The following is a 13,653-nucleotide window of genomic DNA, read 5'->3' as shown; positions in this document are numbered from 1 at the left end:
ATGATCAGTGACTTTTCCTGGGATAACCTGCAATTCCTGCTCGAGGCCACGCGCTGGACCATCGGCCTGTCGCTGATCGTCTTTATCACGGGCGGCATCGCCGGCTTCGCGGTGGCGCTGCTGCGCACGGCGCGCAGCCGATTCCTGCGCTGTATCAGCGCCCTGTACATCCAGCTGATCCAGGGCACACCCGTGCTGATCGTGCTGTTTTTGACCTATTACGGGCTGGCCCTGTTCGGTTACAAGCTGTCGCCGGTCATCGCGGCCGGCGCGGCGATGACGATCTTTGCCAGCGCCTACCTGGGCGAGATCTGGCGCGGCTGCATCGAAGGCGTGCAGCGGCAGCAGTGGGAGGCGTCCGCCGCGCTGGCGCTGAACCGCTACCAGCAGCTGCGCTACGTCATCCTGCCGCAGGCGCTGCGCCATTCGCTGCCGCCGACGGTGGGCTTCATGGTGCAGATCATCAAGAACACCTCGATCACCTCGATCATCGGCGTGGTGGAACTGACGCGGGCAGGGCAACTGGTCAGCAATGCGACCTTCCTGCCTTTCATCGTCTTCCCCATCGTCGCCCTGATCTACTTCGCGCTGTGTTATCCGCTGTCGCGCTACAGCCATTCACTGGAAAGGAAATTCCATGCCCATCGTTGAAATCGACCATATCAGCAAGAGCTTCGGCGCCAACCACGTGCTCAAGGGCGTGTCGTTCGCCGTCGAGCGGGGCCAGGTGATCGCCGTGATCGGCCGCAGCGGCTCCGGCAAGAGCACCATGTTGCGCTGTATCAATGGCCTGGAAACCATCGACAGCGGCAGCATCGTCGTGGCCGGCCACACGCTGACGGCGCGCCAGGAACATCTGCTCGACTTGCGCAAGGATGTCGGCATGGTCTTCCAGAGCTACAACCTGTTTCCCCACCTGACCGTGGAAGAAAACGTCATGCTGGCGCCGCGCATCGTCAAGAAGGTGCCCGACGCCCAGGGCCGGGCCACGGCGCTGCGCGTGCTCAAGCAGGTGGGCCTGGACCACAAGCGCGAAGCCTATCCCGAGCAGCTGTCGGGCGGCCAGCAGCAGCGCGTGGCGATCGCCCGCTCGCTGGCGATGGAGCCGCAGGTGATGCTGTTCGACGAAGTGACGTCGGCGCTCGACCCGGAATTGACGCAGGAAGTGCTGAAGGTGATGGAAGAGCTGGCGCAGGCGGGCATGACGATGCTGCTGGTGACGCACGAGATGGAGTTCGCGCGGCGCATGGCCGACGTCACCATCTTCATGCACCAGGGATTGGTGTGGGAGAGCGGGCCGTCGGAAGCCTTTTTCAGCAATCCGCAGACGCCCGAAGCGCGCCAGTTCGTCGGCGCGGGAGCGATCAAGTGAGCCCCGTCCTGGTGGCCGCGTCGGCCTACGGCGCAAGCAGGGTAAGGCAGCTGGGGCAAAGCCAGTTCATCGACGTGGTGGCCGATGCGGGCGGCGCCGGCATCGAGATCCGCCGCGAACTGTTTACGTCCGACTTGCCGGACCTGGCGCGCATGGGCGCGGCGGTGGCCGCGCGCGGCCTGTACTGCGTGTATTCCACGCCCATCGAATTGTGGGGTGCGGACGGCTTGCCGCAGCACGCGCTGCTGCAGCAGATGCTGGACGAGGCGGCGCGGCTGGGCGCGCGCTACCTGAAGGTGTCGCTCGGTCATTACCCGGCCGCGCCGGAGCTGGCGGCCTTGCACGCCCAACTGGCGGCCGCGCCCGTGGCGCTGCTGGTGGAAAACGACCAGACGGCCCACGGCGGCAAGCTGGCGACTATGGCGCGCTTCCTGGCGGCGGCGGACGAAGCGGGGCTGCCGGTGGGGCTGACCTTCGACATCGGCAACTGGCGCTGGGTGGGCGAGGATGCGCAGCAGGCGGCGCGCCTGCTGGCGCCGTACGTGCGCTATGTGCATTGCAAGGCTGTCCTTGACGACGGCGGAAGGCTGTCCGCCTGCGCCGTTTCCGACGCCGATCCGGCCTGGCGCGCCGTCTTCGCGCATTTCGCGCCGGGCGTGCAGCGGGCCATCGAATTCCCGCTCGAGGGCGCCGACCTGGTGGCCGAAACGGGCCGCTACATTCAGATGCTGGAGGCAGCATGATGGCGCAGGAAGCGAATCAAGGGGCGCACGCGCTCGACGTCGTCACCTATGGCGAGGCGATGGCGATGTTCGTTGCCGAGCAAACGGGCGACCTGGCGGCCGTGGCGCATTTCACGCGCCGCCTGGCCGGCGCCGAGACGAATGTCGCCATCGGCCTGGCGCGCCTGGGCTTGCGGGTCGGCTGGCTGAGCCGGGTGGGCGACGATTCTTTCGGCCGCTTCATCCGCACCAGCGTGCAGGCCGAAGGCGTCGATTGCAGCCGGGTCGTCACCGTCGCCGGCCAGTCCAGCGCCTTCCTGCTCAAGGAAAAGGCCGAGAACGGCGCCGATCCGCTGGTCGAATACTTCCGCAAGGGGTCCGCCGCCAGCCGGCTGGCACCCGAGCACTTCGACCCCGCCTATTTCCTGTCCGCGCGCCACCTGCACGCCACGGGCGTGGCCGCGGCGCTGTCCGAGACCAGCCTGGCGTTCGCCGGCCAGGCGCTCGACTTCATGCGCGCTCATGGCCGGAGCGTGTCGTTCGACCCGAACCTGCGGCCCTCGCTGTGGCCGTCGCAAGCCGTCATGGTCGAACAGATCAACCGCCTCGCCGCCAAGGCGGACTGGGTGCTGCCCGGCCTGGGGGAGGGAAAAATCCTCACCGGCCACGACCTGCCGCACGACGTCGCCGGCTTTTACCTGCAGCGTGGCGCGCGGCTGGTGGTCGTCAAGCTGGGCGCCGACGGCGCCTATTACCGCACGGCCGAGGGCGACAGCGGCATGGTGCCGGGCGAGCGCGTGGCCAACGTGGTCGACACGGTGGGCGCCGGCGACGGCTTCGCGGCCGGCCTGGTCAGCGCCTTGCTGGAAGGCTTGCCGCTGGCGCAGGCGGTGGGGCGCGGCAACCGGGTCGGCGCCTTCGCCATCCAGGTGGCCGGCGACATGGAAGGCTTGCCGACCCGCGCCCAGCTCGACGCGCTGGTCCCATCTTGAACCATACAGGGGAAATACTCGTGAAAAAACATGTGGTTGTGTACAAAAAACTGGCCGAGCCGCTGCTGGCGCGCCTGCGCGCCGAATGCGAGGTGACGTATTTCGAGGCGATCGATGCGGGCAACCGCGCCGCATTCGCCGCCGCCATCCGCGGCGCGCACGGCTTGCTTGGCGCCAGCGTGCGCCTGGACCGCGAATTGCTGGACCCGGCGGAAGGGCTGCGCATCATCTCCACCATTTCGGTGGGCGTCGACCAGTTCGACGTCGATTATTTGCGCGAACGGGGCATCTTGCTGGCCAATACGCCGGACGTGCTGACGGAAACGACGGCCGACACGATCTTCGCGCTGATCCTCGCCAGCGCGCGGCGCGTCGTCGAACTGGCCGAATTCGTCAAGGCGGGACGCTGGACGCGCAGCGTGGGTGAAAGCCAGTACGGCATCAACGTGCATGGCAAGACCATCGGCATGCTGGGCATGGGCCGCATCGGCCGCGCCGTCGCCCGCCGCGCCGCGCTGGGCTTCGGCATGCAGGTGCTGTATGTGAACGGCGAAGCCGTGCCCGAGGTGGAGGCGGCGCTGGGCGCGCGCCAGGTAGCGCTCGACGACTTGCTGGCCGGGTCGGACTTCGTCTGCGTGGTGCTGCCGCTGACGGCGCAGACGGAACGCATGATGGGCCGGCGCGAGTTCGCGCTGATGCGCCCCGGCGCCATCTTCATCAACGGTTCGCGCGGGCGCATCGTCGACGAGGCGGCGCTGATCGAGGCGCTGCAGCAGGGCACCATCCACGGCGCCGGTCTCGACGTGTTCGAGCGCGAACCGCTGGCGCCGGACAATCCGCTGCCGCACATGGCGAACGTGGTGGCGCTGCCGCATATCGGCTCGGCCACGCACGAAACGCGCTACGCCATGGCGCAGCAGGCCGTGGACAACCTGCTGGCCGGTTTGCGCGGCGAGCGTCCGCGCCACCTGGTGAGCCAGGGACAGTTTTCACAAGAAGATAGACAGGGCAAGACATGAAGAAGGTAGTAGGGGCAATGATCATCGGCGCCGGCAGCGGCTTGTGCTGCGCGCAGTCGAACGTGGCCGTGTACGGCATCATGGACATGGGCGTGGTGTCCGAGAGCGGCGGCGCCGGCGGCAGGGTGCTCAAGGTGACGAGCGGCATCGCCAATGGCTCGCGGCTGGGTTTCAAGGGCAGCGAAGACCTGGGCGGCGGCATGACGGCGCTGTTTACGATGGATGCGGGCATACTGGCCGACACGGGCGCTTCGGCCCAGGGCGGCCTGCTGTTCGGGCGCCAGGCCTTCGTCGGCCTGGGCGGCGCGGCGGGCACGCTGCGGCTGGGGCGCCAGTACACGTTCATCGACAGCAGCCTGGGGGCGCTGGACCCGTTCTACCTGGGTTTTGCGGGCAGGATGAGCAACGTCTTCACGGCCGGCTACATCAGCCGCGTCGACAACAGCATCACCTACAGCTCGCCCGTGCGCGGCGGCCTTTCCGGCGAACTGGCGTACGGTTTCGGCGAAGTGCCCGGTGATGCTTCGGCCAGGCGCTACACGGGCGCGGCAGCCACCTATGCCAGCGGGCCTCTGTATGTGCGCCTGGCGCACCAGGATGCCAACACCCTGTCAAACGCGCTGGTGGCGGGCAGGGCGCGCAACACGGTGCTGGGCGCCACCTGGGACTTCGGCGTGGTCAAGGCGCATGGCGCCGTCGCCGTCAGCAAGAGCACGGCGGGCGCCGCCACCACGGTCGACAGCGCGGACCTGATGCTGGGCGCCACCGTGCCTTTTGGCCCGCACCGCGTCCTGTTCTCGTACGTGCGGCGCGACGACCGGCGCGCCGCCAACGGCGACGCTTCCCAGGTCGGCATCGGCTACACCTACGCGCTGTCGAAGCGCAGCACCTTGTACGCGGCATACGCGCATATCGACAACCGCAACGGCGCCGCCTACGTGGTGGGCAACGCCACCGACAACGGCACCGGCAACCAGGCCTGGAACCTCGGCCTGCGCCACACTTTTTAACGGGAGAATCGAATGAAGAAAATCGGATGGATACTGGTCGGCGCCAGCACCGTGGCGCGCGAATGGATGGTCGACGCGATCCGCCAGCAGGGCGACGCGGAAGTGCTGGCCGTGGTGAGCAAGGACGCCGCGCGCGGCGCCGCCTTTGCCGAGCAGTTCGGCATCGCCGCCAGCTATACGGACCTCGATGCGGCACTGGCGCATCCGGGCGCGGACGCCGTGTACATCAGCACCACCAATGAATGGCACATGGCGCAGACCTTGCAGGCGGCGCGTGCCGGCAAGCACGTGCTGTGCGAAAAGCCGCTGGCGCTGAACCTGGACGACGCCCGCCGCATGGTCGACGGCTGCGCCGAGGCGGGCGTGGTGCTGGGAATTAACCACCACCTGCGCAACGCCGCCAGCCACGGCAAGGTGCGCGAGCTGATACGCGCCGGCGAGATCGGCCAGCCCCTGTATTGCCGCGTGCTGCACGCGAATAACCTGCCGCAGCACCTGCGCGGCTGGCGCCTGGATGCGCCGGAGTCGGGCGGCGTCACGCTCGACATGTTCGTGCACGACGTCGACACCTTGCGCTTCCTGCTGGATGCGGAGCCGCGCCACGTCACTGCCTGCGCCACCAGCGGCGGCATGACGGTGGCCGGGCTGGAAGAGGGCCTGATGGCCGTCATCGAGTTCGACAACGGCACCCTGGTGCAGGTGCACGATGCGTTCAATGCGCCGCATTCGCTGTCCGGCGTGGAAATCATCGGCACCAAGGGCACCATCTTCGCCACCGGCGTGATGACGCAGCGCCCCGTCGGCAGCATTACCCTGACGCGCGACAGCGGCAAGGTCGACATCCCCGTCGAGCATGAAAACCTGTACGTGCGCTCGGTGCGCGCCTTCCAGCGCGCCATGCGCGGCGAGGGGCTGCCGGCCGCCACCGGCGACGACGGCATGCGTGCGCTCGCCACCGCATTGGCGGCGCAGCAGGCCAGCCGCAGCCACCAGCGCGTGACCCTGGACGCCTGACGGCCGGCCGTAGAAGTAAAAAAGCCGCCTGATCGGGAGACCAGGCGGCTTTTTATCGGCTTGCGTCCGTGATTACTCTTCGCGGCGCAGATGAGGGAACAGGAGGACGTCGCGGATGTTCGGCGAATCCGTGATGATCATCATCAGGCGGTCGATACCGATGCCGCAGCCGCCGGCTGGCGGCATGCCGTATTCCAGCGCGCGGATGTAGTCGGCGTCGTAGAACATCGCCTCTTCATCGCCGGCGTCCTTGGCGGCGACTTGCGCCAGGAAGCGGGCCGACTGGTCTTCCGCGTCGTTCAACTCGGAGAAGCCGTTGGCGATTTCGCGGCCCACCATGAACAGCTCGAAGCGTTCCGTGATGCCGGCCACCGTGTCGGAAGCGCGCGCCAGTGGCGACACTTCGACCGGGTAGTCGATGATGTAGGTCGGTTCCCACAGCTGCGCTTCCGCCGTTTCTTCGAACAGCGCCAGTTGCAGCGCGCCCAGGCCGGCCGTGGCGAATGGCTTGACGCCGAATTTTTTCAGCTCTTCCTTGATGAATTCGGCATCGTTCAACTGCTCGGCGGTGTAGCCTGGAGCATACTTGTTGATCGCTTCGACGATGGTCAGGCGGTGGAACGGTTTTGCCAGATCCAGTTCGCGGCCGCCGTAGGTCAGGGTGGCGGTGCCGTGCGCATCGATGGCGGCCTGGCGGATGACGGCTTCCGTGAAGTCCATCAGCCATTTGTAGTCGGTGTAGGCCGCGTAGAATTCCATCATCGTGAATTCAGGGTTGTGACGGATCGACACGCCTTCGTTGCGGAAGTTACGGTTGATCTCGAACACGCGGTCGAAGCCGCCCACGACCAGGCGCTTCAGGTACAGCTCGGGCGCGATGCGCAGGAACATCTGCATGTCGAGCGCATTGTGGTGCGTGATGAACGGTTTTGCCGCGGCGCCGCCCGGAATCGTGTGCAGCATCGGCGTTTCCACTTCCATGAACTCGTTCTTTTCCATGAAGCGGCGGATCGACGAGATGGCGGCGGTACGCGCCTTGAAGGTGCGGCGCGTCTCTTCGTTCATGATCAGGTCGACGTAGCGCTGGCGGTACTTCGTTTCCTGGTCGGCCAGGCCGTGGAATTTGTCCGGCAGCGGGCGCAGCGACTTGGTGATCAGGCGCAGTTCCGTGACCTTGATGGTCAGTTCGTCCGTCTTGGTCTTGAACAGGGTGCCCGTCACGCCCAGGATATCGCCCAGGTCATAGTGGTGCAGGGCGGCCATGGCAGCTTCGCCGGTCAGGTCCAAGGTGGCGTAGATCTGGATGCGGCCGTCGGCCTTCGGGCCGGAGGCGTCTTGCAGGGTGGCGAAAGCGGCTTTCTTGCCCGCTTCGCGCTTGAGCATCATGCGGCCGGCCAGCACCACGGTGACAGGTTCGGCTTCCAGCTCTTCGCGCGTCTTGCCGCCGTATTGCGCGTGCAGGTCGGCCGCCTTGTGCTCGGGGCGGAAATCGTTCGGGAAGGCGACGCCTTGTTCGCGCAGTGCTGCCAGCTTGACGCGGCGCTCGGCGATGATCTTGTTTTCATCGGGGGCGGCGGCTTGTTCTTGGATATCCGTAGTCATGGTGTTCTTCGTTGGTGATTATTGATGATGTGGCGCCAGCGCTGGCGCCACGCTGGCAAACAGTGCGTCGACGTCGAGTGCGGAGAAATCCGGCACGATGGCAATGACGTTGTCGAAGGCGGCAAACGCCTCGGCCGGCAGGGTGGTGGTGAGCACCACGACCCGCATGCCGGCGCGGCGCGCCGCTTCCACGCCCAGGGGTGCGTCTTCGAAGACGATGCAGTCTTGCGGCAGCGCGCCGGCCAGCAGCGCGCCTTTCAGGAAAACGTCCGGGTGCGGCTTGCCCCGTTCCACGTCGGCGGCGCCGACGATGGCGTCGAAGCGGTGGCGCAGGTCCAGGCCGTCGAGCGTGAACGCGATGTTCTCGTCCGGCGCGGCCGTGCCCACCACCAGCCCGACGCCAGCCTGGCGCGCGCTGGCGATCAGCCGGTCGAAGCCAGGCACCGTGGCCAGGTGCGGGCCATACAGTTCGCGGTAGACGACTTCCTTTTCCGCCAGCAGGGTGACATGGTCGGCATCCGCGCCCAGGTACTTGGCGATGATTTCGTGCCCCTGCCGTCCCGCCGTGTCGCGGAAAAAGGCGTCCGCGTCCAGCGCATGGCCGTGGCGTTCAAAGAACGCCAGCCACGATGTCATGTGGAAGGCCATGTTGTCGACGATCGTGCCATCCATGTCGAACAGGAAGGCGCGCTGCACCGGAGCGGATGCGTTCATCCTTACACGCCTTGCTTGAGCGAGGCGGAGATGAAGTCGTCGATGTCGCCATCGAGCACGCCCTTGGTATTGCCCGTCTCGAAACCGGTGCGCAAGTCCTTGATGCGGGACTGGTCCAGCACGTAGGAGCGGATCTGGTGACCCCAGCCCACGTCCGTCTTCGAGTCTTCCAGCTTCTGCTGCTCGCTCATGCGCTTGCGCAGTTCATGCTCGTACAGCTTCGCTTTCAGCATTTCCATCGCTTCGGCGCGGTTGCGGTGCTGCGAACGGTCGTTCTGGCACTGCACCACGATGCCGGTCGGCGCGTGGGTCATGCGGACGGCGGAGTCGGTCTTGTTGATGTGCTGACCGCCGGCGCCCGACGCGCGGTAGGTGTCGACGCGGATATCGGCCGGGTTGACGTCGATCTCGATCGAATCGTCGACTTCCGGATACACGAACAGCGACGTAAACGAGGTGTGGCGGCCGTTGGCCGAGTCGAATGGCGACTTGCGCACCAGGCGGTGCACGCCCGTTTCCGTGCGCAGGAAGCCGTAGGCGTGATCGCCCTCGACCTTCAGGGTGGCCGTCTTGATGCCGGCGACCTCGCCGTCGGACTGCTCCAGGATTTCGACCTTGAAGCCCTTGCGTTCGCAATAGCGCAGGTACTGGCGCAGCAGCATTGAGGCCCAGTCCTGGGCTTCCGTACCGCCGGCGCCGGCCTGGATGTCGATGAAGCAGTTGTTCGGGTCCATCGGATTGTTGAACATCCGGCGGAATTCCATGCTTTCGATGACCTTGCGGATTTCCTGCACGTCCTGCTCGATCGCTTCGAGCGTCTCGTCATCGCCTTCTTCGCGGGCCATGTCGAACAGGTCGCGGGTGTCGCGCAGGTCGGCATCGGCCTTGGCGAGCGTGAAGACGATGGCTTCCAGTGCCTTCTTCTCTTTACCGAGGTCCTGGGCGCGCTTGGGATCGTTCCAGACGGTTGGATCTTCCAGCTCTTCGTTGACTTGTTCTAGTTTCTCCGACTTGACAGTGAAGTCAAAGATACCTCCGAAGTTCGGCTTCGCGGACCGTCAGGTCGTTGAGCAGGGCGGAGATGATATTGATGCGTTCGGCTTCCATAATGTTCTGGTCTTCTATGGTGAAATCAAACCCTGAATTATACGCGAGCGCGGCGCGTTTCCGCTGCCGCCGCGGCGCAATTGCTGCCGCACGGGGCAATAAAATGACGATTTTGCTGTATTTGCGACAATATTTTTGCCTTGATAGGGGCTGCCGTGCTGCGTATGATGCTGGCGATATTGTCTTTCCACAGGAATACATCATGCTTCAACTTCCCCGTCTCGCCCTGTTACCGCTGCTGCTGGCCGGCTGCGGCGCCTTGCCGCCCGCCGCCACGGGACCCGCCCGGTCGCCATCGGCCGCGCCGGCCGGCAGCAGCGCCACCCTGGCCCTGCTGGAGACGACGGACTTGCACGCGAATGTGCTCAGTTATGATTACTACAAGCTGCAGGCGGAACCGTCGATCGGCCTGGAACGCACGGCGGCCTTGATCGCCCAGGCGCGTGCCGAATTCCCGAACAATCTCTTGCTCGACAACGGCGACACCATCCAGGGCACGGCCCTGGCCGACTACCAGGCATTGGTCAAGCCGCTGGCTTGCGACCAGACCCTGGCCATCTACAAGGCCATGAACTTGCTGAAAGTGGACGGCGGCGGCATCGGCAACCACGAATTCAACTACGGCCTGGCGTTTTTGAGCCAGGTGACGGGCAACCGCTTCGACGTCGACAGCGTCGACGCCAGCAAACCGCGCTGCGCCGGTCCCGCATTCCCGCAAGTGCTGGCCAACGTCTACAGCGTCAAGACGGGCCAGCCCCTGTTTGCGCCATATCACATCATCGACAAGCAGATCACGGCCACCGGCCCCGATGGCAAACCGGTGACGAGCAGCGTGAAGGTGGGCATCATCAGCTTTGCGCCGCCCACCATCATGGCCTGGGACAAGCGCTGGCTGGAAGGCCGCGTCTACACGCAGGGCGTGCGCGAGACAGCGGAAAAATTCATCCCCGAGATGCGCGCCAGAGGCGCCGAGCTGGTGGTGGCCATTTCGCACGGCGGGCTCGATGACAGCCCGTATTCGCCGACCATGGAAAACGGCAATTACTACCTGTCGCAAGTGTCGGGCGTGGACGCCATGCTGATCGGCCACTCGCACCAGCTGTTTCCGAACGCGGCCAGCACGGTGCCGCAGTTTAATTTGCCCGGCGTCGACAAGGTCAAAGGGCTGGTTAACGGCGTGCCCACCGTGATGGCCAATTTGTGGGGCAAGCACTTGGGCGTGATCGGTTTGCGCCTGCGCCACGACGGCAAGCAATGGGTGGTCGACAAGAGCGCCACGACGGTGGAAGCGCGCGGCATCCAGAATGCGGACAAGAGTTACGTCCAGCCCGACGCAGCCATCGCCGCACTGGTGGCCGAGGAGCACGCAGCGACGATCGCCTACGTGCAGACACCGGTCGGCGCCACGGACTTCCGCATGTCGACGTATTTTGCCGACGTGGGCGACGTCAGCGCCATCGAAGTGGTGAACCAGGCGCAAGCGGGCTACCTGGCCGCTTACGTGAAGGCGAACCTGCCGCAATATGCGCATTTGCCTGTGCTGTCGATGTCGTCCCCGTTCAAGAGCGGCTCGGCCGGCGTGTCCGACTACACGGACGTCAAGGCGGGCAATGTGGCGCTGAACAACGCGGCTGATTTGTATCTGTATCCAAACGCGCTGTACGGCGTGAAGATGAATGGCGTCGAATTGAAGGCCTGGCTGGAGCAGTCGGCGCGGCGCTTCAATACCATCGATGTCAACAAGACCGAGCCGCAGGAACTGGTCAACACGGCGCATCCGAGCTATAACTTCGACACGCTTACGAGCGCCGACGTGCGCTATCAGATCGACGTCACGCAGCCGCCGGGACATCGCATCCAGGGCTTGACGTTCAAGGGCAAGCCGGTGGACGCCAGCCAGGAATTTCTCATCGCGACAAATAACTACCGCGCCAGCGGCGGCGGCAATTTCCCCGGCCTCGACGGCAGCAAGACGGTGGTGGCGTCGCCCGACAACAACCGCGAACTGCTGATCGCCTACGTCACGCAGCAGAAACACCTGACGCGCGCGAAAAACGGTTCCGCGCGCAGCTGGCGCTTCGCCAGGGTTGCCACGAAAGGGCCTGTGGTCTTCCATTCCGCGCCGAACGTGATCGAGCTGGCGAAGGCGGCCGGCATCGATAACGTCACGCAGTTGAAGCTTGATGATGGCGCCGGCAAGGGCTTTGCGCTGTATCAGCTCGACCTGTCGAAATGAAGGCATGGGTGTTTGCCGTCGCCCTGGCCGTATCGCCGCTGGCATCGGCAGGGCCGGATGTCACGGCCAAGGCCAAGGTCTTGATGCGCGCGGGCGAGGCGACCCAGCCGCAGGCGCGCGCCCTGTTCGAGCACGCGGCGGGGCAGGGCGGCGGTCCTGCCGCCTACTACCTGGGCTTGATGCACAAGAACGGCATGGGCGGCCCGCAGGACAGCGCCGCCGCGTTGCGCTGGCTGGAACTGGCCGCGCAACGCGGCGTGGCGCCCGCCATGTTCATCGTGGCAAACATGCTGCTGGAGACTGACCAGGAGCAGGCGCGCTTCTGGTTGGACGCCGCCTGCGACCTGGAATACCCGGAAGCGCTGCAGCAGAAATCCGTCGCCCTGGCCGAAGGGCGCATGGGCTATGCGCACAGCGAGGAACAGGCAAACCTGTACTTGAAGATGGCCACGCATGCGATGGGGCACAGGGCCGCAGAGCCGTGATTGTTCGCCAGGTCAGGTTCGCAGGCTATTTGCAGCCTCGGCAATGGCCAGCGGGTTGCGCGACAGCAGGGCGGCGGCCAGGTCCAGCAGGCCTGCCGCCGCCTTGATGGCCGCGTGCGTGTGCCCGATGTCGGCCACGGTTTTCCTGCCTTGGTCGATGGCCGTGTTCACATTGGTTAATGCCTGCTGCGCACTCTGGTTGATCAGGTAGATGCCGTGGGCGCGGAAAAAGGACACCATCTGATCCAGGTGGCTTTCATATTGCTTGAGATCATGCAGCACGGCTGACGGCGTCGGCGGCGTGCGGTCGGTCAGCGCGATGCGCAGCTCCAGTACCTGGTTCGAGGCCTGTGCCAGCTTGTCGGCGATTTCCGTGGTTTGTTTTTCATCGAGTGCGATAACGTTGCCCATGTCCGACTCCTACCAGGGGGATGGTGAATAATTGGCGGCCTGCTTTTGCAGGGTATCGACTTGCTTGGCAAAAGTGCCCAGTTGACGCTTCAATGCCGGGTCTTGCATGGACTTGGCACGCAAGGTGCTGAGACTGTTTTGCAATTCCGTCATGGCGGCAAGATAGGCGTCGATGACCTTGCCACGCTCCTGCAACTGCCGCCCGTCAAGGTAGAGCTTGGCCTTCAGATAGTTGCTGGTCACGGGTTCCCTGGCGGCAGCGTTGTCGAGCGAGCGATTCAGGGATGCCAGCGTCAGGCTCTCGTCGTGCAGATTGGCCTGGTAGTTTTGCTGCGCATATTTTTTTAGCGCATTGCTGATGATATAAATATCGTCTTCGCGCGCCAGCAGTTCGTTGATTCCCGACTGCTGTCTTTGCTGCGTGACGATCTGGCTGATCAGCGCGCTCAGGCGTGTGACTTTGTCCAGCTGGTCGGCGTCGAGCACCGGCGCCATGCCGCCGGACTGCTGCAAGGCGCCCAGCGAACCGCCAAGGGCGCCGATCTCCTCCTTGTAGTTCGCCAGCTTGTCGTTGGCCAGCGCGGCAAGTACTTCCGCGTAGCGTTTCAATACATCGTTCAGTTCGGCTGTGCCCGCCAACTGCGCCGCATAGTCCTTGCAGCGCCGGAGCAGGTCCTGTTCTGTTTCCTGCGCAACGTAGGGGCGGTCGGTGATGATGCTGTTGCGCCGTACATTATTGGTGCAACTGCTCATGGAGTGGGTCAGCATGGGTTTGAATACTTCCGTTATCGCCACCGTCTGTCCCGCGAACTTGTCGACCGGCGTGAAGTTCTTGCAGGCACTACTCATGCCGGCGATCAGCAGGCAGGCGCAGATGCTTGTCATGGGCTGGCGCATAGGGTCTCCATGGTAGGGAAGGGATTGCCGCCATGGACGGTTGACCCTGGTTCAATGACCATATCACCATTA

Annotated in this window: 15 protein-coding genes; 9 read left to right on the top strand and 6 right to left on the bottom strand. The window is 64.9% G+C overall.

Translation table 11 applies throughout. The features are described from left to right. From O3301_RS05165 to O3301_RS05135, 7 genes are read left to right on the top strand one after another with little or no spacing between them, the layout of a single operon-like run. Window positions 1-651, top strand: coding sequence for an amino acid ABC transporter permease (locus O3301_RS05165; RefSeq protein ID WP_251348358.1), 651 nt, complete (start codon window positions 1-3; stop codon window positions 649-651). Next, window positions 638-1,372: an amino acid ABC transporter ATP-binding protein gene (locus O3301_RS05160; RefSeq protein WP_305055753.1), complete on the top strand. Its 735-nt coding sequence runs from the start codon at window positions 638-640 to the stop codon at window positions 1,370-1,372. Before O3301_RS05165 ends, O3301_RS05160 begins: the two co-directional genes overlap by 14 nt. Continuing rightward, on the top strand, window positions 1,369-2,115 hold the full coding sequence (locus O3301_RS05155; RefSeq protein ID WP_305055752.1) for a sugar phosphate isomerase/epimerase: 747 nt from the start codon (window positions 1,369-1,371) through the stop codon (window positions 2,113-2,115). Before O3301_RS05160 ends, O3301_RS05155 begins: the two co-directional genes overlap by 4 nt. Then, window positions 2,112-3,086: a sugar kinase gene (locus tag O3301_RS05150; RefSeq protein WP_305055751.1), complete on the top strand. Its 975-nt coding sequence runs from the start codon at window positions 2,112-2,114 to the stop codon at window positions 3,084-3,086. Before O3301_RS05155 ends, O3301_RS05150 begins: the two co-directional genes overlap by 4 nt. Window positions 3,087-3,106: 20 nt before the next feature. After that, window positions 3,107-4,105, top strand: coding sequence for a D-glycerate dehydrogenase (locus O3301_RS05145; RefSeq protein WP_289910434.1), 999 nt, complete (start codon window positions 3,107-3,109; stop codon window positions 4,103-4,105). Continuing rightward, window positions 4,102-5,115 (top strand): porin, encoded by a 1,014-nt coding sequence (locus O3301_RS05140; RefSeq protein ID WP_305055750.1) that lies wholly within the window; start codon window positions 4,102-4,104, stop codon window positions 5,113-5,115. Before O3301_RS05145 ends, O3301_RS05140 begins: the two co-directional genes overlap by 4 nt. A gap of 12 nt (window positions 5,116-5,127) precedes the next feature. Next, complete coding sequence (locus tag O3301_RS05135; protein WP_305055749.1) at window positions 5,128-6,129, top strand: Gfo/Idh/MocA family protein; 1,002 nt, start codon at window positions 5,128-5,130, stop codon at window positions 6,127-6,129. 72 nt (window positions 6,130-6,201) lie between these two features. On the opposite strand, the gene lysS is transcribed toward O3301_RS05135, so the two are convergent. The 4 genes from lysS to O3301_RS05115 all read right to left on the bottom strand — a co-directional run bounded on the left by lysS (window position 6,202) and on the right by O3301_RS05115 (window position 9,756). Then, a complete protein-coding gene (gene lysS, locus O3301_RS05130) occupies window positions 6,202-7,731 on the bottom strand; it encodes a lysine--tRNA ligase (RefSeq protein ID WP_099667574.1) in 1,530 nt (509 codons plus the stop codon). An 18-nt stretch (window positions 7,732-7,749) separates the two neighbouring features. Continuing rightward, a complete protein-coding gene (locus O3301_RS05125) occupies window positions 7,750-8,445 on the bottom strand; it encodes an HAD family phosphatase (RefSeq protein ID WP_305055748.1) in 696 nt (231 codons plus the stop codon). A gap of 2 nt (window positions 8,446-8,447) precedes the next feature. After that, a protein-coding gene (gene prfB / locus O3301_RS05120; RefSeq protein WP_139143151.1) for a peptide chain release factor 2 occupies window positions 8,448-9,552 on the bottom strand; the annotation gives its coding sequence in 2 pieces (ribosomal slippage) (window positions 8,448-9,470 and window positions 9,472-9,552; 1,104 coding nt in all). Then, a complete protein-coding gene (locus tag O3301_RS05115; RefSeq protein WP_171984906.1) occupies window positions 9,469-9,756 on the bottom strand; it encodes a hypothetical protein in 288 nt (95 codons plus the stop codon). Before O3301_RS05115 ends, prfB begins: the two co-directional genes overlap by 84 nt. Here O3301_RS05115 and O3301_RS05110 point away from each other — a divergent pair. Together O3301_RS05110 and O3301_RS05105 are read left to right on the top strand one after the other, a co-directional pair. After that, a complete protein-coding gene (locus tag O3301_RS05110; protein WP_305055747.1) occupies window positions 9,755-11,788 on the top strand; it encodes a bifunctional 2',3'-cyclic-nucleotide 2'-phosphodiesterase/3'-nucleotidase in 2,034 nt (677 codons plus the stop codon). The genes O3301_RS05115 and O3301_RS05110 overlap by 2 nt on opposite strands. Next, the gene (locus O3301_RS05105; protein ID WP_305055746.1) at window positions 11,785-12,273 is read left to right on the top strand and encodes a tetratricopeptide repeat protein; all 489 of its coding nucleotides are present in this window, start codon (window positions 11,785-11,787) and stop codon (window positions 12,271-12,273) included. Before O3301_RS05110 ends, O3301_RS05105 begins: the two co-directional genes overlap by 4 nt. Before the next feature lie 12 nt (window positions 12,274-12,285). Here O3301_RS05105 and O3301_RS05100 read toward each other — a convergent pair whose 3' ends face one another. Together O3301_RS05100 and O3301_RS05095 are read right to left on the bottom strand one after the other, a co-directional pair. After that, on the bottom strand, window positions 12,286-12,684 hold the full coding sequence (locus O3301_RS05100; RefSeq protein ID WP_289910423.1) for a hypothetical protein: 399 nt from the start codon (window positions 12,682-12,684) through the stop codon (window positions 12,286-12,288). 9 nt (window positions 12,685-12,693) lie between these two features. Beyond that, entirely contained in the window at window positions 12,694-13,569 is an 876-nt protein-coding gene (locus O3301_RS05095; RefSeq protein WP_305055745.1) for a hypothetical protein, read from the bottom strand. Window positions 13,570-13,653 lie beyond the last annotated feature (84 nt).

The sequence above is a fragment of the Janthinobacterium sp. SUN211 genome (assembly GCF_030587315.1).
GTDB classification, from domain to species: domain Bacteria; phylum Pseudomonadota; class Gammaproteobacteria; order Burkholderiales; family Burkholderiaceae_D; genus Janthinobacterium; species Janthinobacterium kumbetense.
The sequence above is the reverse complement of the archived record's forward strand: the minus strand, read 5'-3'. Positions and strand labels throughout refer to the sequence as shown.

Bases quoted from the DNA above. Each gene is read 5' to 3' on its own strand.
- O3301_RS05115 (WP_171984906.1), bottom strand. From the start codon at position 9,756: ATGATGTATTCCTGTGGAAAGACAATATCGCCAGCATCATACGCAGCA.
- O3301_RS05110 (WP_305055747.1), top strand. From the start codon at position 9,755: ATGCTTCAACTTCCCCGTCTCGCCCTGTTACCGCTGCTGCTGGCCGGC.
- O3301_RS05105 (WP_305055746.1), top strand. From the start codon at position 11,785: ATGAAGGCATGGGTGTTTGCCGTCGCCCTGGCCGTATCGCCGCTGGCA.
- O3301_RS05095 (WP_305055745.1), bottom strand. From the start codon at position 13,569: ATGACAAGCATCTGCGCCTGCCTGCTGATCGCCGGCATGAGTAGTGCC.
- O3301_RS05135 (WP_305055749.1), top strand. From the start codon at position 5,128: ATGAAGAAAATCGGATGGATACTGGTCGGCGCCAGCACCGTGGCGCGC.
- O3301_RS05150 (WP_305055751.1), top strand. From the start codon at position 2,112: ATGATGGCGCAGGAAGCGAATCAAGGGGCGCACGCGCTCGACGTCGTC.
- lysS (WP_099667574.1), bottom strand. From the start codon at position 7,731: ATGACTACGGATATCCAAGAACAAGCCGCCGCCCCCGATGAAAACAAG.
- O3301_RS05125 (WP_305055748.1), bottom strand. From the start codon at position 8,445: ATGAACGCATCCGCTCCGGTGCAGCGCGCCTTCCTGTTCGACATGGAT.
- O3301_RS05100 (WP_289910423.1), bottom strand. From the start codon at position 12,684: ATGGGCAACGTTATCGCACTCGATGAAAAACAAACCACGGAAATCGCC.
- O3301_RS05165 (WP_251348358.1), top strand. From the start codon at position 1: ATGATCAGTGACTTTTCCTGGGATAACCTGCAATTCCTGCTCGAGGCC.
- O3301_RS05140 (WP_305055750.1), top strand. From the start codon at position 4,102: ATGAAGAAGGTAGTAGGGGCAATGATCATCGGCGCCGGCAGCGGCTTG.
- O3301_RS05160 (WP_305055753.1), top strand. From the start codon at position 638: ATGCCCATCGTTGAAATCGACCATATCAGCAAGAGCTTCGGCGCCAAC.